The organism is Priestia sp. YIM B13552 (assembly GCF_042787775.1).
In the GTDB taxonomy this organism is placed as follows: domain Bacteria; phylum Bacillota; class Bacilli; order Bacillales; family Bacillaceae_H; genus Priestia; species Priestia megaterium_E.
Map to the genome: position 1 here is coordinate 831,334 of NZ_JBHZOU010000001.1, position 26,540 is coordinate 857,873.

Below are 26,540 nucleotides of genomic sequence, written 5' to 3' on the forward strand. Positions count from 1 at the left end.
TCTTCACTTCTTTCTTAAGTCAGTTGTTAGTTCTTCCACTTTTTCTTCAAGTCGCTTTATATTGTTTTCTACACGCAGTAATAAATAAAAAGAAAGGACAGCGGGAAATCCTACGTTTCCAACAAGTTGAAGCCACTGAGGATCAAACATATCTATCACTCACCTTCATAATTTTTTTCAACTTGCTTAGCGCACGTTGATAATGATTAGAAACCGCTTGCTGAGAAATAGAAAAATAAGCAGCGATTTCTTTATGAGTCCAGCGTTCGACAATAATCAAGTGCAGCATATACTGCTGCTTGGCCGTTAATTGGCGAAATGCATGATGAAGAATACGATTTTCGAGTTGATTTCCTAAAAATTCATGCTCCCATACAGCCCTGTCCTGTACTCCTAGCATATCTTCCACTGTTCGATTTCCATCTAGCGCAGCCGGCTGCTGCAGGCGAAGAGGAATATAAGAACGCTCTTTTTCTTTTACACGCATAACATCTCTGGAATAATGTCTGCAAAGCTTGTTAACATAATGAAGCAATCTAACTTCGCTATAAAACTGATGAAATTCTTTGTTTAGAAGTCTTTGTTCTTTTGTATCATGTTTAACAACCGCTTTTTGTAATCGCTCATAGCGTTCTGGTGTCAAAAATGTATTCATTATATGAGTCTGAAGAGTTGCGCTGTGGTTTGTAAGAAATGTATGAAAGGTACATTCTTTGTCGTGCCGCTTTTCTTGCTGCGAATAGAGCTGAGTCATTGTGCAAATCTCCTCCTTTTTTTCCTATACTTATTAAAAAGGGAGAAAAGAGTAAAATAACAACACCAAAAACGAACATTTGTTCTTATCTAAATTTAACTATATTAGGTTTTTTATGTCAATATGATGAAAGGCTTATTAATGATTGAAAAGACTTAGTAAAAAATAAAAAAAGAGATTGAGAGATAACGAAATGAATCCAATTTAAAGACGCACAAATAGGAGACATGAGCTGATCCGCTTGTGACACCGCCGTTGATTTCCGTGCAAGACTTCGCCTTGCCCTCCAATCAACTGCTAGAAGGAACGAAACAGATGAAATCTACGTTCAGCATAGCAAAAAAAACGAACCGCTAATCAAACATGTTGATCAGTGGTTCGTTTTTAATTTCAGTTAAAATATTTTTATCCGGGGCCTTTTTACTTCTTCTTCATGTAGAGATTATTCTTCGCCTAAGACGCGGTTAATACGTTTGCGAAGCATTGGCATTCCATTTCCACCCGCTTGGAAATGACGAAGCTGACCTTCTTTATCAAATACATAATATGCTGGTACATATTTATTTTCAAAAGCGTCTGTTAACTTATGCTCACTGTCTACGTAAATTGGCTGAGTAATATCGTGTCCCATTGCCATTGCCTCAATGACACCCATATCTAAGTCATCTTCCGAACGAGGCATATGAACCGCTACAACATTCAATTGATCATCATACTCATCACGAAGATCATTAACTTCAGGCATTGCTTCTTTACATAAATGGCAGCTTACTGACCAAAAGTGGATAAGCGTTGCTTTATCACCTACTAAGTCTTCCTTTGTTACTTCGTCGTTAATCCAAGATGTTGCTCCAGTTAATTCAGGCATTTGTTCACGTAATTTCATTTTAAAATCCTCCTCATCAATATAAACAGAATATTCTGTCTTTTATAGTTAGAAAACTATCTTTTCTATTTTAATGGCAGCAGTAGAGGAATTTCTCCTCTACTCCACCGCTATTTATTAAAGTGTTTTTTGACCTGGTTTCCAGTTAGCTGGGCAAAGTCCGCCAGTTTGAAGGGCTTGAAGCACACGTAATGTTTCTTCTACGCTGCGGCCGATGTTGTTATGGTTTACAACTGCGTATTGCAATTCACCTTCTGGATTAATAATAAATAATCCGCGAAGCGCTACGCCTTCTTCTTCAATTAACACGCCGTAATCACGTGCTACTGCGTGAGTTGGATCTGCAGCTAATGGATAATTCAAATCTCCAAGTCCATTATCTTTACGATCTGTGTTAATCCAAGCTAAGTGAGTATGAATTGTATCTGTAGAAACACCTACAACTTCAGCATCTAGATCTTCAAACTCTTCGTAGTGATCTGATAGAGCTGTAATTTCTGTTGGACATACGAATGTAAAGTCCATTGGATAGAAGAACAATACTGTCCATTTACCGTTTTTCATATTTTCTTCTAAACTTACTTTTCCAAATTCCTTATTTGCAAGTACAGCTTCCATTTCGAAGCGTGGTGCTTGTTTTCCTACCATACGTTCTGCCATGTCAAAATCTCTCCTTGTGCAATGTATTTCACAAGCTTATGCTTGTATGTATTATTTTTAATGCAATCAATGACTCCTCCTATTTGATAACGATTATTAGTATCATTATAAACTAGTAATGACTATTGATTACATTCTTTATTATACACGAGCTATTATTATAGTCAATACTTTTTTATAATCATTTTAATCTAGGATTAATTATCGAATATTTTCTACTCTTTTTATTCTTTCCTTTGATTAATCCTATATATGCAGGGATGAATAAAGATAGAAGATACTAAAAAACTTCCCTTGTTTCAACATATTTGCTTTTAAAATGTGCTGCGGCAAGATTTCGAATCTCAATTATGCTCTTTATAACCACAATAAAAGAGAATGAGACATAACTATCTCAATCTAATTTAGAGACGAACAAATTAGAAAATGATCTAGTATGGATGAATGGTTACACCGCTGTTGATTTCCGTGCAAGACTTCGTTTTCCGCGGCCGGCCGATGAGCATCCTCGTCGCTTGCGCTTTTCCTGCAGGAGTCTTCACCTTGCCCTCCAATCACCAGCTAGAAGCAGCTTCATACATGAAATCTACGTTCACCCTATCAATGAAAAAATCCGCACGAGTTTGATTCTCCATCAAGAATCAAACTCGTGCGGATCTTTCTTCAACTAAACTACTTTTGCCCAGCCTCTGTTCTGTTATTTATTTATTATCATTTGGATATACAAGACCGATTTGCTCTCGCACTTTATCCATCACGTGCATTGTTAAATATGAATTCTCATAAGAATTTGTGTTCGATTCCATCTTTCCTTGCTTTAACAGCTCTACGAATTCATTTATTTCATAGTACATAGCAGGATAAGGCTGATCCACCGTTAACTCTTCTACCTGTCCGTCATTGTATCGAATTTCTACTTTTTCAGCGGTATGTATTTTGTCAATAACCATACTGCCTTTTTCTCCTTGAATTTCACTTGGCAAATGCGAATTTGTAATTTTGGAATACATGATGACCGCGTCTCGATCTTCGTACTCTAAAGCAACTGATCCTTCTCCATCTACTCCAGATTCTAGCATAAACGCAGTTGCCTTTATTTTATGAGGTCCTCCAAACAACGTAATCAGAGGATAAAGACAATATACACCTAAATCCATCAGTGAACCGTTGGCAAGCTCTGGCTTAAAGGCATTAAGCACGATACCTTCTTTGTATTTATCATAACGAGAAGAATACTGACAGTAAGATGCAACGTATTTCCGAATTGGACCAATTTTATGTAAGTTCTCTTGAATCACTTTGAAGTTAGGAAGAAGGGTTGATTTCATCGCTTCCATTAGTAATACCTTGTGATTTTTGGCTGTTTGAATCATGCGAGTTACTTCTGCTGCATTGGCTGCGAGCGGCTTTTCACACAGTACATGCTTGTTATTTTTCAAAAATAAGATAGCTTGTTCCGCATGATAAGCATTTGGAGTAGCAATATACACTGCATCAATTTCAGCACTCACTGCCATTTCCTCTAAATCAGTAAATATATGAGGAATATCATATTTATCTGCAAATTCTTCTGCTTTTTCAATCGTTCGAGAATAAACAGCTGCAAGCTGAAAGTCGTCTACATACTGAGCTGATTCTAACAGTCGATCTGTTATCCAGTTTGTTCCTATTACGCCAAAACGAATCATCTTTTCATCTCCTTTTTATCATCTATATTGTATTGTATCGTCTTTAAAAAGAAAAACGAAGAAATAATAAAAAATCTATACCATTTCCAAGTGCTTTATATCTATTTTGTTTTATATAAAAAACAGCTCACAACAAATGTAAGCTGTTTTTTATATGACTCAAACGTAAGCTTATGCTTTCTCACCCACTACAGCAAAACGTTCATTCACATGGTTTTTATTCTCTAATTCATCTATTAAAGCAATCGCATAATCAGCATAGCTAATATAGCTTTCATTTTGACTATTTGTGATCACATGATCTTTTCCTAATTGATAGGCTCCCGTGCGAGCACCTTCTGCATCAAAAAAGGCTGCTGGGCTTAAATAAGTCCAATTTATAGTCGATTTTTCAAGTTCTTTTAAACCTTTACCCATGTTTGAAGCCGTTGGATAATAAGCTGCTGGAAAACCTTCTGTGCTCATTAAAGGCGTTGTTTTTTCTGCATCTACAAATAAACTTCCCGCTCCGCCCACTACTGCGAGTCGCGTTTGAATACCTTGAAATACTTTAATAAGTGATTGTATAGACTCAACGTGGAGCTGTTCGCTTCCAGGAGGTGCATTAAATGCATCTACCACAGCATCGAACTGTTCAATGTCTTTTGAAGTAATGGCAAAAATATCTTTTTCCATTACGTTTGTTTGATTTTTTAGTTTAGAAGCATTTCGAACAACGGCTGTTACTTCATGTCCTCTCTGTTTTGCTTCTTCCATAATTAATTGACCTGCTTTACCTGTTGCTCCAATAACACCAATTTTCATTTTTATTCTCTCCTTTTATTTTAGTTGTAACCATTACAGTTACATATAACACAAAAAAATTGAGCTTTTTATAGCACTGCTAATTCTTCTCAGCTCATTGTAACCATTATAGTTACACATCACTCAATTTGTCAACCTCGCTATTTATTTTTTTACGTGATAAAAGATTTTAGCGATTGCTAAAAAGCCACAAAATAATAGTTCATTTACCATTTCAAAATATATCCATATTTTCAACTTATTTTTATCTCAGAGTACTTTTTTATGAAAAAAGGTTTCTTTTTTATAAAAAAGTGTTATAATAGGTATATTATTTCTTGTTCGGTGTTAACAAATAGAAAGACTTTCTTTAAAGTGATTCTTATTGAAATTGAGCAGAGATAGTAATATATTCGTGGATTTTCCACACAGGAGGTACTACAATGGTACAAGGTAAAGTAAAATGGTTTAATGCAGAAAAAGGTTTTGGATTCATCGAAGTAGAAGGACAAGACGACGTATTCGTACACTTCTCAGCTATCCAAGGCGAAGGTTTCAAATCACTTGAAGAAGGTCAAGAAGTTACATTTGAAATCGAAGATGGAGCTCGTGGACCACAAGCTGCTAACGTTCAAAAGTAATTGATTAAGAAGCTGTCACTAATGTGACAGCTTCTTTTTATGTCTATTTAACCAATTAAAATTTGATTTTCCTGCCAAAGGTTAGTCAAATTCGTATCAGCGAGCCGCTGATGCGTCTCTTTTACGCTAAGCCAGCGATGCTTGTTGAAAACAAAGCGAGTTTCGGGAAGTTCAGTCCATATTTCCTGTACAGACTGGACATTCAATAGAACAAAGTTTGCTTCGTTTCCTTCTTCCACTCCATACTTTTCTTTTCCAATCAGCCGGGCTGGTATACTTGTAATCATTCGGAGCAACTGCCTCTGGTCATCCGGACTTCCCATATGTGCAGCGTAGGCAGTTAGTAACCCTACTTGCAGCAAGTCTGCTTTTCCAAACGGATGAAAAGGGTCGTTCACGTTATCAGATGCAGTAGCAATTGGAACCGCTGCTTTTTGTATGTCGCGAATACGCGTTACGCCTCGTCTTACAATTCCTTTATCTTCTCTTCCCTGTAAATATAAATTAGAAGCAGGTAATGTGACAGCTCCAATCTTCGCCTGTTTCAAAAGGTTTAAGATTTCTTTCACTTTTGCATCAGTCATTCCTGCAAGCGAGCAAAGATGCCCCACTACCACTTTTCCTTCCATATCTAATTCAATTGTTCTATGAGCAATGTTAATTATTGTATCAACAGACGGATCATCGCTTTCATCCACATGTAAGTCAAGAGGTTTATTATAGGCTTGAGCCAGCGAAAATAGAGCATCAATCTCTTTTTCTGGATTTCTAGCTAAATGAGGACAGCCTCCAATTGCATCAATTTCAAGGTCCAATGCTCGTTCAATTTTATTCATCTTATGCATATCATCAATGTCTAGGTTAGAGAATAGCGGAACAACCTGCACGTCCATATACGGGCTTAATTCATCTCTCACTTCGACAGCCGCTTGTAAACTTCGAAATAAACTATCTTCTTCCATACTGCAGTCAAAATCAATATGCGTTCGAATCGTAGTCGTACCGTTAGCTAATGCCTGCAAAGCAGTTTTTAACATTCGCTGCTTAATTTCTTCTTCTGGAAATGCCGGCAGGCTGCTGCTGTAATTTTTAATGGCTTCTTGAAGAGTTCCAGATATATTGGGCACTTGAGGAAGCGAATGAGCTTTGTCTAAATGCATATGCATATCTACAAATCCTGGTAATAGCACACGACCCTGTGCATCAAGTGACGTTTCTTTTCCTAACACGGCCGCGTGCAGCGGAAAAAACTCGTCACCTTCAAGATAACCGTTTTGTAAAACGATAGAAGTATACATTCCATTTGAAATTTTCACTTCAAAAAGAGCGTGGTCGTGCATAATTGGCAAACGAACATTAATTAAGTGAAGCAACATAATTCCCTCCTCAATTTTTCAACTTCTTCATTTTTCATAGACCGCTTTATCTTCTCTATCATTTATTGTTTAAAGCATTAATTCGCCAAATTTCGCAAATCACCTTCTCTTTAGAGACCTTTATTTACAGAGAAAAAAGCAAGAACAAAAAAAAAGGAGCAGCGTCCCCACGCTGCTCATCAAAGAAAAAATGCTAGAAAATAGATAGAATGTACTTCCCATGGTTAAATGAGGGCTTACAGATAAAGCTTCAGTGAGTGATTTCATGCTTTGCATCGCTGTTCTCCCCAGAAAGCAATGCAGATACAAACAAGAAATTTCCATCACTCGCTCATACTGTAAATAGACACATAAGAAAAAGCCCAAACAAAGGCAGGTCTCTCAAATACAATGAGCAAAAACCTACCCGCCTGGGCTTTTATCCCTTCGGTGTCATATCCACTTCTTTTCAAAAATGAATATGTGAATCGCTTGGGCCAAACTTTCTACTAACGTAAAAATGGGAACCTAGATTCACTTTTTACTCATAGTCCTATCATTTACGGTGATAAGGTAGAAACGTCTGAGCCATATTCTCAAACATATATGAGTGAACCGTATTTAGCTTTTTCTTGTCTACAAATATACTACAGGTCTTTCTGTAAGTCAACTATAAACGAATAATCTTTTCAATAAAATTATATATAGTTCGCCTTTTACAAAAGTTTACTTTTTAAAAAAGTTTGTTAAACTATCTAACACAGTAGTTGCATCTTCTTATAATCCTGCTTATACTTCGAACTACTTACATTACCTATAAAGGTCTTCACTCTGTTGAAGACAAAAAAGCGATCTAGGGTTCCGTTTAACACATGTTAAAGACTGGTCCGAGAGAGAGCGTACGGAACGGTCCGTATACACGGAGGGATAAAAGCCTGGGAGAATGACATCATTCTCCCAGGCTTTTCTTTTTTACTACTATAAAATAAAAATAGAGGAAAGAAGGGATTTATATGAACAACCAACCAGCGTTAAGTAAATCGCTAAAGGTATATCAAATTGTGTTTTTGGGTCTTGCCTGGATGACTCCGATGATTTTCTTTACGGTTTACGGAGTAGCCTACGATGCGGCTGGAGGGCAAATGGTCCTTGCTTATTTAATCGCTTTTTTAGCTATCTTTTTTACCGCATATAGCTATAGCCGAATGGTAAAAGCATATCCGATAGCGGGATCTGCTTATACGTATACGAAAAAAGCTATACATCCTCGCCTTGGCTTTTTAGTAGGCTGGGCACTTCTTTTAGACTATATTTTCTCCCCTATTATCGCTATTTTAACATTTGGTATTTTTATGCATACGGAATTTCCTTCTATTCCTGTATACGTATGGGTCATTGTCATGAACATTATCTTAGCTTTAGTCAATATTGTTGGTATTAAATCTGTAGCTCGTATAAGCGGCATCTCCGTTGTAGTTCAGATTCTCTTTATAAGTTTGTTTTGTTTATTTATCATCAAAGATATTGCAACAGGTCAAGCTAGTTCTTCTACTCTTTTTTCACTTCATCCTTTTTTGGCTTCAGATATACCATTTACGACTATTTTTTCTGGAGCTGCGCTCATTTGCTTTTGCTTTTTAGGATTTGATGCAGTTACAACAATGGCGGAAGAAACGATTCAACCGGAAAAGACAATTCCAACAGCCATTTTTCTTATTGTTTGTATCGCAGCTGTTATGTACATCGCTATCTCGTATTTTACACAGATTGCCTATCCGGGATTCACGTTTACTAACCCTGATAATGCAGCCTACACCCTTGTAAAATTAGTGGGCGGAAATCTTTTAAGCAGTCTATTTATTACGGTATTAATTATTGCAACCTTTACTCAAGGAGTTTCTTCAGTCACAAGCGTTACTCGCTTTTTATATGCTTTAGGCCGTGAATCCGTACTGCCTCAAAAGGTATTTTCATATATTCATCCAACGTTTAAAACGCCCGTGGTGAATATCTTGCTTGTTACCGCTTTTTCGTTTTTGGGAATGTTCATTGATTTAAACACAGCCGTCACTTTTGTCAGTTTCGGTGCCTTAACCGCCTTTACATTTGTTAATGTATCAGTCATTGCCCATTTTTATATTAAGTTAAAGAAACGGTCGTTTACTGAAACAATACTCTATTTAATCTTCCCTTTGATCGGAGCAGCATTTATCGGATGGCTGCTCACACTGTTAAACAAAGACACTCTTTTGATTGGTGTCGCCTGGCTTACTGTTGGATTTCTCTATTTATTTGTAAAATCTCGACTGTCCGCTCCTTTTGTAAAGAGAGATCATTCAAAAGTGACGGTCCCTGAAAAATAAACTGAAAAATCAGTTCTTATGTCAGGTATTCTAACAAACTGCTTGTCAACTCATTTTCACTCGTACTATACTACGGTTAATCGAAAGCCACAAATGGATAAAGGTTCTTACAGCCGTTAAGAACAAAAAAGCTGTCTAGGGTTCCGTTTAACATATGTTAAAGACTGGTCCGAGAGAGAGCGATATAGCGCTACGCTGTATAACACGGAAGGATAAAAGCCTGGGAGACTACTCTCCCAGGCTTTTATCTTTTTTTTATTCTAAGGAGGTTATTTTATGAGTTCTATATGGAAGCAAACAATCCCGGCTGGTGGAAAATGGTCAGGCCGAATTGGAAGAGGAAAATCGGTGACGTTTACCGCACAAGAATCCGGTGCAAATGTCTCCCTACTATTATACAACGCTTATGATTTAACAGAACGATATAACATGCCCGATACCTTAAAAGCTCAGCACACTGCTCACTTAACAAAAGGACACGTTCTGATGAGTGACAACGGCAGAGCATTTGCAAGCATTACTGCTGACACCACCGGCTGGCATGATACCATTTCAGGCTACACTACGCGCAGCTTAACTCATCAAAAATACGGCGCATCTACTTATCAAGAATCTCGAAACGAATGGCGAAGAAATGGCGAAGAAAATTTTTCAATGGAGCTTTTGCGCAACGGTTTAACAACACGGGATTTAGTCCCTAACCTTAACTTATTTTCAAAAATATACTGCGACGAAAAAGGCAATATGAATTTTGTTTCTTCTCATTGTAAAAAAGGAGATTTTATTACGCTTAGAACAGAAATGGATTTGCTTTTTTTACTGTCTAATACACCTAACCCTCTAGACCCGAGCGGAACGTACCCTTCTGTTCCGATTGAAATAACCGTAGATGAAGCAGCTCCTGTAAGCTCAGACGACTACTGTTTAAATTTTAGACCTGAAAATAAACGAGCGTTTGAAAACACATGGTCTTATGATCTATTGCTTGGAAATAAAACACTATCAACGATTTAAAAATAAAGGAGGCTTTATAATGGCTGTATTTAATCGAGTGGAAAGCAACAGAAAAATAGAGAACGCAATTTATGATGAAACGGTACTGGCTGGGGACGGCTGGATGCACGAGCTTAAACCCGGCCAAACGCTTAGAATAATAGATGTAGAAGGCAATCAAGCAGCGGATACTTTATTCTTTGATGCTGAAAACCTAGAAGATCATTACAGTGCAGTATCTACGATTGCTAATCAAGGAAATATTTATTTATCTACCGGCACAGTGCTGCTTTCTCAATCTGGCAAAGAACTAGTCAAAATTGTTGCTGACACGTGCGGACGCCACGATACCTTAGGCGGAGCTTGTTCGGCACAAAGCAACACCGTACGCTATGCACATAACACGCTTCCGATGCATAACTGCCGAGATACATTTATGCTTCAGCTATCAAAATATGATAGCCGCTACACCAAAAGAGATTTAGCACCAAACGTAAACTTTTTTATGAATGTACCTGTGACGCCAAGCGGCGGATTAACGTTTAATGACGGGGTATCTGCACCTGGATACTATGTAGAAATGGAAGCTATCAATCCTACACTTGTATTGATCAGCAACTGCCCTCAGCTTAACAATCCGTGCAACGATTATAACCCTACCCCTATTCGCTTAGTTATTTGGGATTCATTATAAAAAGGAGTGTTCATCTATGTTTACAAAAGTATTAATTGCGAACCGAGGAGCAATTGCCGTTAGAATTGAGCGAACATTACGACATTTAGGAGTGAAATCTGTCGCTGTTTATACAGAAGCTGATCAAGACAGCCTGCACGTTGATGAAGCAGATGAAGCCATTTTAATTGGCAGCGGCCCAGTCAAAGAAAGTTATTTAAACGAAGACCTTATTCTAGATATTGCAAAGAAAACAGGCGCGGAAGCTATTCATCCAGGCTACGGTTTTTTAAGTGAAAACGCGGAATTTGCTCGTCGCTGTCAGGCTGAAGGAATCGTATTTATTGGTCCTACACCCCAACAAATGGAAATATTCGGATTAAAACATTCAGCTCGGGAAATTGCGCAAAAAGCCGACGTGCCTTTGCTTCCCGGTACACCTCTTATTACAGATGTATCAGAAGCTGTACGTGCTGCTGAAGAGATTGGCTATCCCGTTATGTTAAAAAGTACAGCTGGCGGCGGCGGAATTGGAATGCGTGTTTGCCAAGATGAAAAAGCTCTTCAAGCAGCTTTTGACTCAGTTTGCCATTTAGCACAAACAAACTTTAAAAACAACGGTGTTTTTTTAGAGAAATACATTCAAAAAGCTCGCCATGTGGAAGTTCAAATCTTCGGTAATTCTTTTGGAGAAGTAGTGGCTTTAGGAGAACGCGACTGCTCTATTCAACGAAGAAATCAAAAAGTAATTGAAGAAAGCCCAGCTCCAAACTTCCCTTCATATATACGGGAAAATATGCTGCAAGCAGCTACACGACTAGCTAAAGAAGTCGGATATCGAAGCGCAGGAACGGTAGAGTTTCTTTATGACGCTGAAGCAGAGAAATTTTATTTTTTAGAAGTAAATACTCGTCTTCAAGTAGAGCACGGCGTTACAGAAGAAGTGTTAAACGTTGATTTAGTAGAATGGATGCTTAAAGAAGCATGCGATGAGCTAGTAAATCTTCCTTCTTTGCTTCCTGTGCCTTCAGGTCACAGTATCCAAGCTCGTATTTATGCAGAAGATTGCTTAAATGATTTTCGTCCCAGCGGCGGGCAAATTGACCAAGCAATTTTCTCTAAAAATGCTCGGGTTGAAACGTGGGTACGGGACGGTATTACTGTAACATCACTTTATGATCCTATGCTCGCTAAAATTATCGTTCATGGAAAAACACGAGAAGAAGCTCTTCTAAAATTGAGCGTTGCTTTAAAAGAGACAAGATTATACGGCGTTACTACTAATCTTCAATACTTGCAGGGACTGTTAGAAGAAAAAGCGTGCAAAACAGGCGACGTGTATACTCAAATGCTTAACTCATATAACCCAAGCGAACAAGCACTCGAAGTATTAGACGGAGGCGTTCAGTCCACTGTTCAAGATTACCCGGGGCGCACCGGGCACTGGAACGTAGGGGTTCCTCCGTGCGGTCCAATGGATCCTTTTGCTTTTCGCATAGGAAACAAACTTCTCGGAAACTCCCCAGATGCACCAGGGATTGAAATGACTCTCCGAGGCGGCTCTTATAAATTTAGAGACAATGTATCTTTTTGCATTACGGGTGCCAACATGCATGCTACATTAGACGGCGCTGAAATTCCTATGTATAAGACCATTAGAGCAAAGCCGGGACAAATTCTTTCATTTAGTGAAGCAACCGAAGGAATGCGTACGTATTTACTGATTGGCGGCGGACTTGATATGCCTAAAATATTAGGCAGTTCTTCTACTTTTACACTAGGAAGTTTCGGAGGACACGGCGGAAGAGCACTTCGTACGGGAGATGTACTCCGTGTCTCTGAACACGCTCACGTTGAAAATGAACTTGCTCTTTCCTATCAGCCAGCCATGGCTAAAGAATGGACAATCGGAGTAATTCCAGGACCTCATTGTACAGAGGAATTTTTACAGCCAGAGTACTTACAGCAGCTAACAGATACAAAGTGGGAAGTTCATTTTAACAGCTCTAGAACAGGCGTTAGGTTAATAGGTCCCGCTCCTTTTTGGACCCGTGAAGATGGAGGAGAAGCCGGTTTGCATCCATCAAATATTCATGATAACGCATATGCCATCGGCACCTTAGACTTAACGGGAGATATGCCTATTTTACTTGGCCCAGACGGTCCGAGTCTTGGAGGCTTTGTTTGCCCGGTTACCACCGCTTCAGCAGAGTTTTGGAAAATAGGACAGCTTCATCCCGGAGATAAAATTTCGTTTAAATTAATTGACCTTGAACAAGCTGAAAAACTCAAGTGTACTCAGGAAGACTTTTTACAGCATATCGGAACACCTGCATCACTTCCTGCACTTACAAATCCAGTAGCACAGCCGCTTAAAAGCGATTATCCGCTGCTGATTAACGAAACGGAAAATAGACGCTTCCCATTTTCCGTCCGCTGCTCAGGCGATGCGAATATACTTGTGGAATACGGAGAAATGGAGCTTGATCTTCTGCTTCGCTTCCAAGTACATGCTTTAATGGAAGCTATCCAAAAGCGTGAGGATTTACCGGTTCTAGATTTAACGCCTGGTATCCGTTCTCTTCAAATTCATATTGATGCAACAAAAATGTCTATTCTTGAACTTTGTCAGCACATTTCAACTATTGATCGCGCGCTTCCTCCTCTTGAAGAAATGGAAGTTCCGTCTCGTATTGTAAAACTTCCACTTTCATGGGATGATCCTGCGACTCAATTAGCTATTGAACGCTATCAGCAAAACGTTCGTCCAGATGCACCATGGTGTCCAAGCAATCTAGAGTTTATTCGCCGAGTAAACGGTCTGAACCACCTTGAAGATGTTAAACGAGTTGTATTTGACGCTAATTATCTTGTAATGGGGCTTGGAGATGTATATTTAGGCGCACCTGTTGCTACGCCTTTAGACCCTCGTCACCGCTTAGTTACAACGAAATATAATCCCGCCCGTACATGGACGCCTGAAAATGCAGTTGGTATTGGCGGTGCGTATATGTGCGTATACGGAATGGAAGGTCCTGGCGGCTATCAATTTGTGGGACGCACGATTCAAATGTGGAACCGACTTCGTCAAACGGAAAGTTTTGAAGCAGGAAAACCGTGGCTTCTTCGTTTCTTTGATCAAATTCAATTTTACCCAGTAGAAGCAGACGAGCTTTTAAAACTGCGCGAAGATTTCCTTCGTGGGAGATTTGAAGCAGATATTACGGAGACAACGTTTAAACTTGGAGAATATTTAAATTTTCTTTCATCTATTGAAAAAAGCACGGCTGCTTTTCGTCATACCCAGCAGGCTGCTTTTCAAACAGAACGAGAAAATTGGAAAGCACTTGGTTTAGCCGAGTACGTCTCTGAACACGAAACAACTGAAATTATGGAACAAGAACTGCCTGAAGGTACGGAAGCTGCGCGCTGTACAATGCCGGGAAGCGTATGGAAAGTTCTTGTAGAAGAAGGACAAAAAGTTGAAAAAGGCGATACGTTAATTATCGAAGAAAGCATGAAAATGGAGTTTCCGCAGCTAGCACCTATGGATGGATATATCAGTTCTATTCATGTGAAACCCGGCGATGAAGTACAAGCTGGACAGCTGATTGCCGGTATAAAAGCTTTTGCTCCAATTACTCATTAAGGACGGTGGATACAATGAAAACAGTGAGCTTGCCTAAAACATTTTCGGTTCAATGGTTACGTGATATGTATATCAAAAAAGAATTAACTCCAGAAGATGTAGTACATCAAATTCTTGCGCGGGTAGAAGCTGACAAAGACATGAATATTTGGATTACCCCTCCCACACTCGGTGAGTTAAAACCTTATCTAGATCGCTTAGCTACGCTAGGCCCTGAAGCGTTACCTTTGTGGGGAATTCCATTCGCCGTTAAAGATAATATCGATGTAGCACATGTACCGACGACAGCCGGATGTAAAGAATATACGTATACCCCTTCTGAACATGCTACGGTTGTGCAACGCCTTATCGATGCAGGTGCTATTCCTCTTGGAAAGACCAACCTGGACCAATTTGCTACAGGACTGGTCGGGACACGAAGCCCGTATGGCGAAACGCAGAATGCGTTAAAGCCAGAGCTCATTAGCGGCGGATCGAGCTCAGGATCAGCTGTATCCGTAGCTCGGGGGCATGCTGCTTTTTCTTTAGGCACCGATACAGCAGGTTCAGGGCGGGTTCCAGCTGGTTTAAATCGCCTAATCGGCTACAAACCTTCCCTTGGAGCTTGGCCATCTGCAGGTGTAGTTCCGGCATGTAAAAGCTTAGACTGCGTCACTGCTTTTGCTCATGAATGGAGTGACGTACTGCTCGTAGATTCCATTATTAGAGGAGTAGACGATCGAGACCCATGGTCACGCTCTGTTGTTCGGGCTTCTTCGGCCCTTCCTGAAAAAATTTATATGGTAAAAGAACCGCTTTCGTTTTACGGGCCGTTTGCTGAGCAGTACGAAAAAACATGGAAACAAGCTGTGAAAAAGATTGAAGATTTATCTATTCCTATCGAATACATGGACGGCTCGTATTTAAGTGAAGCAGCTGCTTTATTATATGACGGCCCTTACGTAGCAGAGCGCTGGGCTGACTTAGGAGAATTTATCACTTCTCATGAAGAAACAGCCTTTCCTGTAACCGAGCAAGTGCTTCGTTCAGGAGCTAAATCAGAATATGATGCTGCTGCTTTATTTCAAGCTTCACATAAGCTTCAATCCTTTAAACATAAAGCATATCATCAGCTTAAAAATGCTGTTCTTGTTATGCCGACAGCAGGCGGAACGTGGACGCGGGAACAAGTAAGAGAAAATCCAATTGAAACAAACAGTGACATGGGGCGTTTTACAAATCATTGTAACTTACTCGACTTGTGTGCTGTCTCTCTTCCATCTCAAGATGCGGATCTTGATTTACCGTTTGGCATTTCATTTTTCTCTACATTTGACGGCGAACAATTCATTTGCGGACTCAGCGAATTGTTTTTAAATGGGGAACGAACCGTTGATTCAAAAAAAGATACAACATTAGTAGCTGTTTGCGGTTTGCATATGCGCGGGTTTCCACTTGAATCTCAAATGCGTGAACACGGAGCTTCATTCGTACGAAAAGACCGAACCGCTCCTTATTACCAGCTTTTTAAACTGCCTACTTCTCCAGCAAAACCGGGGCTGTTGCGAACACATCAACAAGGAGAAAAAATTGAAGTTGAACTTTGGGAAATGCCTTTATCACTACTCGGCTCTTTTGCCGATTCTATCCCTTCTCCTCTCGGACTAGGCAAAATCACTCTTGAAGACGGCAGTGAAGTAGCGGGTTTTCTTTGTGAAGCTCATGCGACAGAAGATGCGGAGGATATTACGTCTTATAGAAGCTGGCGGGCTCTCTCAACTTACTCATAAATCGATTATTTACTAAGCTGTTGAGTACATTCTCAACAGCTCTTTTTCATCAAACCTTCAATGTATATAAAAATAAGAACTTAGCATTAATTATGACAAAGTGAATGTATGATGTGGCACTTTTATATTTATTCTTAATTCTTACGTTTACCGTTTTAACAGAGAATACCCCCACTTTAAGCTTGCTAAGTGGGGGTACTTTAATTAAATAAACCTAAAAGGCAAGCTGCACAATACTCTCCAAAGCACCTATCGTGTAGAATGAAAACGCAGCTGATCTTGATGAGAAACATACTTCTTGCGAGGATATTTATCTAAGTATTGTTTAGCAGTTTGTAAACATTGGCGCGCAAACTCTTCATATCCTAGTTCGCTAGCACGTTTTACATTTGGCAACTCTATGGAATAAGGAACCTGCGGGATACGATTAATAATACTTGCAACATCAATACCTTCTTCATTTAAATACAATCGTTCTTCCCTAAGAACTCGAGTCATCTCCTCCTTTGAACTTGGAATTTCCGCAGAAGCATTGCAAAGATGAAGATAGCGAAACCACTCACGAGGCACGTCGTCCAAATCTTCCACCTTATCTCCTGATCGATGAAAATGGTGGATATCAATCATAAGACCTGCATTTTCACGATTAGCCGTATGAAGAACATCCATTGCGCCTTTAAGGTTGTATACGCTCGCAATAGGAACAAATTCTAATTCAATGGTTAACCCAAAAGGCTTAGCTAGATCACAGAGTTCAGCAAAGCATTCGATACCAAAATTGCGATCGTCCGTCCAAATGCTGCTAAGGACGTGACGCCCTCCAAGTTCAGCAGCTGCTTCCATTGCAGGTAAGTAACGTTTTGGATCAACTCCCTCATAGATACGCGCTAACTCTATATCAAGAAGCTTCACTCCTGTTTCTGACATAGCAGATTTTGTTTCTCGCATCAGCTGCTTATTTTCAGCTAACGCATAGTTAGGCTCTCCAGGCAATCCCATGTAAATTGGCCTTAAACTAACAAAATCATATCCTGCCTTCGCAGCCATATACGTCATTTCAGGCGGCGAACATCCAAGAACAGTAAGATACGCAAGAGAAAATTGATTAGACATTTTATAAATTCCTCCTTTATTCAAACAAATTAGATCGATCTAATTAAAATGACGATCTATCCTTATAAACGTCCTGCATATTGATTCGATTTTAATTCTCTGTAGGCAGTCTTAATACAATCATCTTCGTTTCAGTCATTTCTTCAACGGCGTAACGTGGACCTTCTCTGCCAATACCGCTGTTTTTCACTCCGCCATATGGCCAATGATCTAATCTAAAGTTAGATGTTCCATTAATAACTACACCGCCCATTTCAAGAGAATGAGCTACTTTATAAGCTAAATCCATTTTGTTCGTAAAAATCCCTGCTTGAAGACCAAAAGCAGAATCATTTGTCTCTTCAATAGCTTCTTCAATCGTATTGTACGGCACAATACTAATAGCACAATACTAATAATAGGGCCAAATACTTCTTCACAAATAACTTTACTTTCTTTAGAAGGATTTAGTAGAACGGTAGGTTCCACCGTAGCTCCGCGGCGCTCTCCTCCGCATATCACTTGTGCCCCCGACTGTACAGCCTCATCAATCCAGCTCGTCACTCGCTCAGCTGCATGGACATCTACTACACATCCCACATCCGTATCAGGCAATGAGGGATCTCCGATTTTAAGTTTCAGTACCTCTTCTTTTAAAAGATTGGTAAACTCAGAGACCACAGATTGATGTACATAAATTCTCTGAACAGAGATACAGCTCTGCCCGGAATTGCTAAATCCGGTTTTAGCACACATAGCCGCAGCACGGTTTAAATCTGCGTCGTTATGGACGATCGTTGCAGCATTTCCTCCTAGCTCTAGCAATACTTTTTTCATTCCAGCTAGCTCACAAATGTTTTTACTAGCTACCGTTCCACCTGTAAATGAAATAATGTTCACGCGATCATCTTTTACAATTTGCTGTGCAACTTGTCTTCGACCAAGCACCATATTTACAGCATCTTTAGGAAATCCTGCCTGCAGCAGCAACTTTAAGAGCTCTGTTGCAATCAAAGTTGTTTGCGAAGACGGCTTTAAAATCACGCTATTCCCAGCAGCAAAAGCCGGCCCAATTTTATGGCATACAAGATTTAAAGGGGCGTTAAACGGTGTGATAGCCGCTACAACACCAACGGGCACTCGGAAAGTAGATGCAATAGCTTGTGCGCCTCGTTCTGAAACGTCGCCAGGCAATGTTTCGCCAATCAATCTTTTTGCTTCTTCCCCTGACAGTTCCAATGTTTCGATTGAACGGGCCACTTCGTCCAGCGTATTTTTCAAAGGCTTTCCTAATTCTAAAGAAATAAGTCGAGCAAATTTTTCTTTCTCTTGTTCTAGTAATAGAGCCGCTTTCTTTAAAATTTTAGAACGCTGGTAAGAAGAAAGGGCGGCGACATGTTTTTTTGCTTCATAGGCTGATGCTAATGCTTTTTCAACATCTTCTTCATTCGCTAATAGCTGCTCACCTATGACTTCTCCAGAATAGGGGTTTTTTATTAAAGCAACTTCTCGATCTTCAATAATCCATCCACCGTTAATATAAGGCTGTGATTTTTTTTCAATAGTTTCTATCATGTTTAGCACCAACTTTTCATTTTTATTAAACAAATTTTTATATAAAACAAGGCCTGAACGTTTTTACATGAGAGAAAAATAGATCGATCTAATTTATTTTAATTTAAACGCTCCCATCACCTCCTAAAAGGCTATCATGTTCGCGGCTTAGTTATACTAATTTCTCTTGAACCTTTGGCTTGGCATGAAGTTCTGAGCAAGGACCTGCTTGCAGCATATAGCTTCCACCGTCATGACCAATTACTTGCTTCACCTCTTTTGCTGCTTCAATAAGCTTGTTAAGATCAATGCCTGTATGGATTCCCATTTCACTTAATCCATGAACCAGATCTTCTGTAGCTATATTACCAGTGGCGCCTGGAGCGTAGGGACACCCTCCTAAACCGATAATAGAACTATCAAAATGAATAACACCCTGCTGCAAAGCAGCCACTACATTAGAAAATGCCATTCCTCTCGTATTGTGCAAATGCATGGAGAAAATAATGCCGGGATAATTTCGTTTAAGAAACCCTAGCATACGATACACTTGCTGAGGGTTTGCCATCCCCGTTGTATCCGCTAAAGAAATTTCTTCGACACCCATCATTCTGTATCGTTCTACAATAGAAGAAATGCGTTCTATAGCAACTTTTCCTTCATAAGGACATCCAAACGCTACCGAAATTGAGCCTCCTACTTTAACGTTATGCTTTTCCGCTAATTCGATAATAGGATAAAAACCTTTTTGGGCTTCTTCTACAGAACAATTTGCGTTAGATAAGCTGTGAGAATCTGTAGCTGAAAGCATAAGCTTTAACTTTTTCACTCCGGCGTCAATGGCTCTCTGTGCACCTTTTACATTCGGCACTAACGCGCGAAATTTGATATTTGTTAAATCTTGAACACTTTCTACGACCTGCTCGGCATCCTTTAACTGAGGAATCGCTCTTGGGTGTACAAAAGATGTAATTTCCATTGATTGAATGCCTGTCTTGGCTAGCTGACGAATAATAGATATTTTTTCTTCTGTAGGAATCCACTCGTGTTCAGCTTGAAACCCATCCCTTGGGGCCACTTCACAGATTATAACTTTTTCCGGTAATTCTATTTTTTGAATAGTATTCATTAAATAACCCCCTTTTCTTTTAACACCGCTAAGTCTTCACTTGATAACCCCAGTTTTCCGCCTAGAATTTCTTCATTATGTTCTCCCAATTCAGGGGCACGATGACGAATTGCTCCTGGTGTATGTGAAAACTTTGGCACTACTCCCGGAACCTTAATTTTTCCTAGGCGGGGGTGCTCTACTTCTACAATGTTTTCTCGTTCTCTATACTGAGGATCATTAAATATATCTTCAATGCTGTAAATAGGACTAACCGGCACACCAAATGAATCTAACTTTGCCTGCAGCTCGTCTTGAGTGAAGGACTTAATCCAATTTGACACAATTTCCTGAACTTCATGATCATGCTTTAGACGCTCTACGTTTGTATAGTATCGCGGATCCTTTAACATATCTTTTCTTTCCATTGCCTCTGCAAGACGATCAAAGGTAGAGTCTGTACTGCATACTAATACAACAAACTTTCCGTCTTTTGTTTCATATGTGCCTGCAGGGCTTGAGTGACCTGCAAGTCCAGGGCTTCTCTCTCTTACTTTTCCGTTTTGATCATATTCAGCGATTAAAAATTCCATCATTCGAAAAATAGATTCATATAATCCCATTTCTACTACTTGACCTTCCGGCTGTTCGTGTACATCTCTATGATAGATAGCGCTTACACAAGCGAACGCAGTATATATGCCCGTTACATAATCTAGTAAAGAGTAAGAAGGACTGACGGGTGGACGATCTGAATATCCTTGTAAATAAGTATGTCCGCTAAATGCTGTCCCAGGTGTACCGAATCCAGCTTTTTCTCGATAAGGACCTGTTTGTCCATAACCTGATACGCGCACCATTACTAACTTAGGGTTAACTTTTTTAAGCTCTTCATATCCTAAGTTCCATTTTTCCAGTGTACCGGGGCGAAAATTTTCAATTAAAATGTCTACGCCACTAATTAGCTTTTTGAAAATTTCTGCTCCTTCTTCTGATCGAATGTCCAGCGTAACGGACTTTTTATTGCGAGCAAGTCCGGGCCACCTTAAGGGTTCAGTTCCTTTCCAAGGCCCTACAGTCCGAAGCGTATCTCCTTTTCCCGGAAGTTCAATTTTGGTTACTTCCGCCCCCAAGTCCGCTAGTAAAGTAGCTCCAAAGGGAGCAGCAATCATAGTAGAAATATCTAGTATTTGAACTCCTGTTAAAGGTCCATAATTTTTGATTAACACGTTGAATCCCCTCCGGTAATAACTGTTTGTATGGTTAACTAATATAATTAATTGGTAGATTTCCTTTGATATGTTAAAAACGAATACCAATAGTCGGAATAGTAAGATTATTTATTTTTCTAAAGTTAACTCTTTTTCTTCTAATAGGATAGACTCTTTGCTTTCAATCGGGTCTAAATCTGTTAATAAGAACGTATAGCTTAAAATTCCAATCACTAAAAAAGCAGCTGCTAAAAGGAAAGCATACATAAATGAACCCGTGGCCTGAACAATAAACCCAGTCGTAATAGGTGCAACAATAGCCATCGAGTTATTCCCGAATGTTAAAAGTCCCGTTAATGTTCCTACCGTTCCTTTTGGTGCAATAAATGTAGGAATGCTGTAGGCAACAGCAGATGTGACAACAAGACCTCCAAGTGCTGTTGAAATCCAAAATACAGCTACGTTCGCACTGTGAGTAAATGCTGCCCCAATAATTGACAAACCAAATACCATACCTATTACTAGAAAAAACTTGCTGACACGCGTCCGGTTATACCCTTTGTTAATAAGACGATCAACAAGCCAGCCCCCTATTACTATTTCAGTAATAGTACCTACAATCCAAGGTATAGCCGAGTACCAGCCTGATTTTAAAATAGACATGTTCATTTCTGTTGCTAAATATCCAGGAAGCCAAGTCAAGAACAAAAACCATGAATAGCCGTATGCCGCAAACCCAATGAATACTGCCCAGACTTTTCTTTTAGTTAGCAAATATCGGATGTTCTCCATTGCACTGCCTTTAACTTCTTCTGAACTTTGAGAACCGCCTTGAACAATGTAGGCATATTCTTCTTTCGTCAAACGCTCATCTTCATGAGGTTCACGATACCAGATCCAATAAACAATAGCATATATGAAACTAAGAATAGCAGTTGCTAAGAAACCGCCTCGCCAGCCCCACTCTGTTACAATTAGTGCTAATATAGGCGCCCCGATGGCGTTGGAAAGTTTGGATTGAGAATCATAAGCTGCGATAGCTTTTCCGCGTTCCTGACGCGGAACCCAATGGCTAACTGCTTTGGCAGCGGATGGAAAGAATGGTGCTTCTCCAACTCCTAACAGCACGCGAGATAAAATAATTAACCCCCATCCATTTGCTACTGCAGTTAAAAGACAAGCTACTGTCCATATCACGGTCGCTACACGCGTTACCCATTTTACGCCTATTTTATCTAGCAAAGGCCCTATAGGAAGTTGAAGTAAAGCGTAAGACCATGCAAATGCTGATAGAAAAATCCCCATCTGACCTGCTGTCAAGTTAAATTCTTTTTGTAACAACGGCATAGCAATGGACATATTAATTCGATCAAAATAGTTTACAATTACACCAACCGCAATCAAGAATACAATCGACCAACGATGTTTTTTCATTCTTTTCCCTCACTCATAAGATTTTAAGTATGCGCTTTCATTTTTACGGAATATTTCTTTGCTCAGATCCCATTTATAATTGTTTGCTTACATAAAGTCTGTCTGAACTAAAGTTGAAAGATGGCAATGCTGAAAACCTAATCCTCTAGCTATTTACTTATTTTTTTATCCTTTCGTAAAAACATTTTATTAGTGGAATTAAAAAGATTAATAGAAAGTTCTAATTAGAACGATCCAATAAATTTTTATTAGAACGATCTAATTCCAACGGGAATCTCTTCACATATTGCGGAATGGTGCTGTATATTTTATGATCTACTCAAATATCCGAACATGATGATCAACGTCTGCTTTTTTAATTTCTCATGGTAACACCTGCCTTTTTTTGTTAAGCGTCTGCTTTTGACCCAGCCTAATATAAAATCAATTCAAACTTGAGTTTTAGTATACTGAATTACATTTGCCTGCGCAATATATATTTTTAATTTTTAGAAAATTAAGATACACACTTTTTTGATATAATAAATTCAAGAAATAACTGTATTAATTTTACAAACATTTCTCTTATTGCGTTAAAGAAATAGAAAATACAGACACTTCATTCGTACAAGTTTCTAGTAAGGTTTGAAGATATGAGTTTTCAATATTGTAAGCTCGGTTCAAACATTTGTTCCTTAATATACTCCACAGGCATCTCTTTTCCTGTCCACAATTCAAACGCCATGGCCCCTTGCCAGATCATCATTCCTATTCCGTTAATGGTGTGACATCCAATTGATTCAGCTTGTTCTAACAGTTTTGATCTCATAGGCATATACACGACATCTGTTACAATTAAATCAGGGCGCAGCATTGATATATCTTCAATAATGCTGAATTCTTCTAACGGTTTCATTCCCACTCCTGTTCCATTTGTCAAAATATCGCTCGTTTTAATTTCTTCTCTTAACCTGTCTGTATCCTCAAGAGAATACAGCTTCGCTTTACATGAAACATGTTTCATCTCTTCATTAATAATTTTTACGTTTTCTACAGCTTTTGAATAAAATTCATCGTGACGAGCAAAAATTGTTAATTCTTCAAGTCCTTCTAAAGCCGCTTGAATAGCAATAGGCGTCGCTGCTCCACCCGAACCGATCAACGTCATTTTTTTCCCTGTAATATCCACGCCGTGCTCTTTTAAATTTCGAATGTAGCCCATACCGTCTGTGCTATGCCCAACTAGTACGCCATTATCGTTTACGACCGTATTGACAGCTCCTGAAAATTTAGCGCTGTCTGCTAATTCATCAAGAAACGGGAGAATTTTTGTTTTATTTGGCATGGATACATTAAAACCTTTAACATTTAACGCTCTCAGCCCTTTAATCGCATCTTCTAACGAGTCATTTCCTACCTCAAAAGCTAAATAAGCATAATTTAATCCCAGTTTTTTAAAGGCCATATTATGCATGGATGGTGACAATGAATGTCCAATTGGAGTTGCTAAAAGGCCGATGAGCTGAGTTTGGCCATTAATACGCCCTACGCTTTTCATGATTTTACCTCCTGTTTTATTAAAATTTCAGAAATACTTGTGGTACCTAACCTGTACTTTTTAAACTTATTTTCATTTACGATCAAACACATTTCACATTCATATCATACAGATAATTAGATCGATCTAATTTTTGGCTATACTCCCTATTCAACCGACCTGTAACAAGCCGCATTCAAAACCAAAGCTTCTTTACTCACATGCAAAAACAAGAAATCGCTTACATATTTACGGTTTTAATAACATACGTTTGACACGTACTGTACCTCTTACCTCCCTTCACAAGGCAGCATTTCTCAACATTGCTAGAAACAAAGCTTTTACCTATACCTAGTCTTCTTTTATTAAATAACTGCAGTAAACACTGGGTGAACCAAGACAACTCTTAGCGACCTTAAGTATCATAGTATCACATTTTTTTAAAAGGAAAAATGTTTTTTTGTTATTTTTCAGAAAAATCTTTTTATTTAAAGAATTTCTTTATATTAAAATAAAGCTATAACCATTATTATAGCTTTATTCTTGAGCGTGGCTTTCTCTTCTTTTTTTCATCCACCAGCCTGCACCAACTATCACTCCGATTATAAGAGTAACAAATATTAAACGATCAACATCATGCAAATATTTTTGGATTTTTTCAATATCTCCAAGTCCTCCTACATAGAGCAAAAAAACAAACCACGGAAAAATGCCTAAGGTGCTGTATAAAACAAAGTCCCTAGATTTGATTTTACTAAGACCTGCCAAATAGGTTATATAGTTTGCGATACTGATGGGACGGGAAATCGTAATACTCCATTTTCCATATTTATGAAACCATTTTTGGGCACGTTTTATATTTTTTTCACCAAACCAGCGCTTGGTAATAGATTCAAACCTGTATCCCATAACGAACGGAATATAGTTGAATGCAATATAAATAACGGTATTAACAGCTGAAACAATAAGGATTTTCCATATTGAGAGCTGCAGCACCGAGCCAATAAGCAAAATCGATAACGTACACGGAAAAGGAATTGCCGCAGCTTCGATTGCTGTAGCAATAAAGATGCCCACTATGCCTAAATTTTGTACAAAATCAATAAACCCTTGCACCTTTTTTCTCCTTTCAATCATACAAATTTCACGTTCTTTCATCATAACTCAAACTATTCAAAATTTCACGATTTCAAAGCAATTTTACTAGTAAAAAAAGCTCATACGCACCCGTTTGCTATATTCGATTATCTTCTATCATATGCAGTTCATAAGTGAAGTAACGCAAAAAAAGAAAATAGCAGAAAAAAACTCTTTTATTAGTTATAATAAAAGAGTTTTTTTCTGCTATTATTTAACTTTAGCAATGATTTTCCCTTTCACATGGCGTTTTGAAAGCTCTTCTAATGCACTTGGCACTTCTTTTAACGAGATGATGCGCTCAATCATCGGAGCTACTTTCTTCTCTGCTACTAATGCTAAAAGCTCATCGCCCATTTTTGCTAAATCCGCTTGCGCAATCATGTCATCAATGTGGTGTGCAGCATTTAAAGCTACTTCATGATAAGAAATCACCTTTGTAAAAGGCTTTACTTTTGTATAATCAGGTGCACCAGCAATATGTGCTAAATGTCCTCTATAGGCAATCATATCTAAAGAATCCGTTGCGTTCTTTGCGCTCACCGTGTCAAGCACAGCATCTACGCCGCGGCCATTTGTCAGCTCCAATACTTTTTCCGCGACGTTTTCCTCGCGATAATCAATTACATAATCAGCTCCTAACGACTTCACATACTCATGATTATGTGCTGAAGCTGTTGAGAAAACGGTTTTTCCAGCGTTTTTAGCAAGCTGCACGCCAAAGCCTCCTACGCCTCCAGCTCCTCCATGAATTAAGATTGTTTGAATATGGTTCATTGGAAGTTTACGAAATAGTGCTTCATACGCTGTGTAACCTGCCGTAGGCAAAGCAGCAGCTTCTTCAAATGTAACAGCATCAGGAATGCGCGAAATTGAATGAGCAGTTGTAACCGCATATTCAGCATATCCGCCTTTTTTCATAAAGTCCCCGTGATAGACAACGCGGTCTCCTTTTTTCCAGTCAACTACTCCTTCTCCAACTTCATCAATTGTCCCAGCTACATCTAAACCTAGAATGTGAGGATATGTCCAATAAGGATTTCCATTAGTAGCCGTTTTATAATCTACGGGATTAAGTCCCACTGCGTGAACTTCAACTACTACTTCCCCTTTATTTGGAAGAGGTTTTTCTATTTCTTCTACTTTCATTTCTGTCCATTTATTTTTATCTTGCAATAATAATGCTTTCACAGTCTAACTCTCCTTTTTAAATCATTTGCCTAGCGTTGCTTTTATTATTTTATCTAAAAATGATTTGCTTACTATTTTTATTT

21 protein-coding genes, 1 pseudogene and 3 riboswitches are annotated in these 26,540 nt (G+C 38.9%); of the genes and pseudogenes, 6 read left to right on the plus strand and 16 right to left on the minus strand.

What is annotated here, in order from left to right; genetic code table 11:
- Nucleotides 1-3: 3 nt before the first annotated feature.
- From ACFX40_RS04115 to ACFX40_RS04145, 7 genes are all read right to left on the minus strand, one after another.
- Nucleotides 4-150, minus strand: a complete 147-nt coding sequence (locus ACFX40_RS04115; protein WP_013055696.1) for a YvrJ family protein — start codon at nt 148-150, stop codon at nt 4-6.
- Complete coding sequence (locus ACFX40_RS04120) at nt 143-754, minus strand: sigma-70 family RNA polymerase sigma factor (RefSeq protein WP_098332408.1); 612 nt, start codon at nt 752-754, stop codon at nt 143-145. The genes ACFX40_RS04115 and ACFX40_RS04120 overlap by 8 nt, the downstream gene beginning before the upstream one ends.
- 442 nt (nt 755-1,196) lie before the next feature.
- A complete protein-coding gene (locus ACFX40_RS04125; protein ID WP_013055693.1) occupies nt 1,197-1,640 on the minus strand; it encodes a TlpA family protein disulfide reductase in 444 nt (147 codons plus the stop codon).
- A 117-nt stretch (nt 1,641-1,757) separates the two neighbouring features.
- Nucleotides 1,758-2,300 carry a peroxiredoxin gene (locus tag ACFX40_RS04130; RefSeq protein ID WP_014461319.1) on the minus strand — a complete coding sequence of 181 codons (543 nt, stop codon included), beginning with the start codon at nt 2,298-2,300 and terminating at the stop codon, nt 1,758-1,760.
- Between the two features lie 399 nt (nt 2,301-2,699).
- Entirely contained in the window at nt 2,700-2,858 is a 159-nt protein-coding gene (locus ACFX40_RS04135) for a hypothetical protein (RefSeq protein WP_377254460.1), read from the minus strand.
- A 143-nt stretch (nt 2,859-3,001) separates the two neighbouring features.
- The gene (locus tag ACFX40_RS04140) at nt 3,002-3,988 is read right to left on the minus strand and encodes a Gfo/Idh/MocA family protein (RefSeq protein WP_028407684.1); all 987 of its coding nucleotides are present in this window, start codon (nt 3,986-3,988) and stop codon (nt 3,002-3,004) included.
- Nucleotides 3,989-4,159: 171 nt separating this feature from the next.
- On the minus strand, nt 4,160-4,792 hold the full coding sequence (locus ACFX40_RS04145; protein ID WP_028407683.1) for an NAD(P)-dependent oxidoreductase: 633 nt from the start codon (nt 4,790-4,792) through the stop codon (nt 4,160-4,162).
- 422 nt (nt 4,793-5,214) lie between these two features.
- Here ACFX40_RS04145 and ACFX40_RS04150 point away from each other — a divergent pair, with 422 nt between their 5' ends.
- Nucleotides 5,215-5,412: a cold-shock protein gene (locus ACFX40_RS04150; protein ID WP_013055689.1), complete on the plus strand. Its 198-nt coding sequence runs from the start codon at nt 5,215-5,217 to the stop codon at nt 5,410-5,412.
- 47 nt (nt 5,413-5,459) lie between these two features.
- Here the strand turns inward: ACFX40_RS04150 and ACFX40_RS04155 are convergent, their stop codons facing one another.
- Entirely contained in the window at nt 5,460-6,788 is a 1,329-nt protein-coding gene (locus ACFX40_RS04155; protein ID WP_377254264.1) for an amidohydrolase family protein, read from the minus strand.
- Nucleotides 6,789-7,295: 507 nt separating this feature from the next.
- Nucleotides 7,296-7,397, minus strand: a riboswitch (purine riboswitch).
- Nucleotides 7,398-7,609: 212 nt separating this feature from the next.
- A riboswitch (guanidine-I (ykkC/yxkD leader) is annotated at nt 7,610-7,711 on the plus strand.
- A gap of 69 nt (nt 7,712-7,780) precedes the next feature.
- Between ACFX40_RS04155 and ACFX40_RS04160 the strand changes: the two genes are divergently transcribed.
- From ACFX40_RS04160 to atzF, 5 genes are all read left to right on the plus strand, one after another.
- Nucleotides 7,781-9,130, plus strand: coding sequence for an APC family permease (locus ACFX40_RS04160; RefSeq protein ID WP_098525465.1), 1,350 nt, complete (start codon nt 7,781-7,783; stop codon nt 9,128-9,130).
- 124 nt (nt 9,131-9,254) lie between these two features.
- Nucleotides 9,255-9,359, plus strand: a riboswitch (guanidine-I (ykkC/yxkD leader).
- A 47-nt stretch (nt 9,360-9,406) separates the two neighbouring features.
- The gene (locus ACFX40_RS04165) at nt 9,407-10,144 is read left to right on the plus strand and encodes an urea amidolyase associated protein UAAP1 (protein ID WP_060746595.1); all 738 of its coding nucleotides are present in this window, start codon (nt 9,407-9,409) and stop codon (nt 10,142-10,144) included.
- A gap of 19 nt (nt 10,145-10,163) precedes the next feature.
- Nucleotides 10,164-10,817, plus strand: a complete 654-nt coding sequence (locus ACFX40_RS04170; RefSeq protein ID WP_060746596.1) for an urea amidolyase associated protein UAAP2 — start codon at nt 10,164-10,166, stop codon at nt 10,815-10,817.
- 16 nt (nt 10,818-10,833) lie between these two features.
- On the plus strand, nt 10,834-14,445 hold the full coding sequence (uca, locus tag ACFX40_RS04175) for an urea carboxylase (RefSeq protein WP_377254267.1): 3,612 nt from the start codon (nt 10,834-10,836) through the stop codon (nt 14,443-14,445).
- A gap of 14 nt (nt 14,446-14,459) precedes the next feature.
- Nucleotides 14,460-16,214 (plus strand): allophanate hydrolase, encoded by a 1,755-nt coding sequence (atzF, locus tag ACFX40_RS04180; RefSeq protein ID WP_377254270.1) that lies wholly within the window; start codon nt 14,460-14,462, stop codon nt 16,212-16,214.
- A 249-nt stretch (nt 16,215-16,463) separates the two neighbouring features.
- On the opposite strand, the gene ACFX40_RS04185 is transcribed toward atzF, so the two are convergent.
- The 8 genes and pseudogenes from ACFX40_RS04185 to ACFX40_RS04220 all read right to left on the minus strand — a co-directional run bounded on the left by ACFX40_RS04185 (nt 16,464) and on the right by ACFX40_RS04220 (nt 26,457).
- On the minus strand, nt 16,464-17,327 hold the full coding sequence (locus ACFX40_RS04185) for a sugar phosphate isomerase/epimerase family protein (protein WP_028407676.1): 864 nt from the start codon (nt 17,325-17,327) through the stop codon (nt 16,464-16,466).
- A gap of 91 nt (nt 17,328-17,418) precedes the next feature.
- Nucleotides 17,419-18,881 (minus strand): annotated as a pseudogene (locus ACFX40_RS04190) (aldehyde dehydrogenase family protein).
- A 151-nt stretch (nt 18,882-19,032) separates the two neighbouring features.
- Nucleotides 19,033-19,989, minus strand: a complete 957-nt coding sequence (locus tag ACFX40_RS04195) for a hydroxymethylglutaryl-CoA lyase (RefSeq protein ID WP_028407674.1) — start codon at nt 19,987-19,989, stop codon at nt 19,033-19,035.
- Entirely contained in the window at nt 19,989-21,197 is a 1,209-nt protein-coding gene (locus tag ACFX40_RS04200; RefSeq protein WP_098332413.1) for a CaiB/BaiF CoA transferase family protein, read from the minus strand. Before ACFX40_RS04200 ends, ACFX40_RS04195 begins: the two co-directional genes overlap by 1 nt.
- Nucleotides 21,198-21,308: 111 nt before the next feature.
- Entirely contained in the window at nt 21,309-22,613 is a 1,305-nt protein-coding gene (locus tag ACFX40_RS04205; RefSeq protein WP_208756064.1) for an MFS transporter, read from the minus strand.
- A gap of 640 nt (nt 22,614-23,253) precedes the next feature.
- Nucleotides 23,254-24,150 carry a shikimate dehydrogenase gene (locus ACFX40_RS04210; RefSeq protein WP_028407672.1) on the minus strand — a complete coding sequence of 299 codons (897 nt, stop codon included), beginning with the start codon at nt 24,148-24,150 and terminating at the stop codon, nt 23,254-23,256.
- Nucleotides 24,151-24,666: 516 nt separating this feature from the next.
- On the minus strand, nt 24,667-25,245 hold the full coding sequence (locus ACFX40_RS04215) for a DedA family protein (protein WP_244299990.1): 579 nt from the start codon (nt 25,243-25,245) through the stop codon (nt 24,667-24,669).
- Nucleotides 25,246-25,476: 231 nt separating this feature from the next.
- Nucleotides 25,477-26,457 carry a zinc-binding dehydrogenase gene (locus ACFX40_RS04220; RefSeq protein WP_028407670.1) on the minus strand — a complete coding sequence of 327 codons (981 nt, stop codon included), beginning with the start codon at nt 26,455-26,457 and terminating at the stop codon, nt 25,477-25,479.
- Nucleotides 26,458-26,540 lie beyond the last annotated feature (83 nt).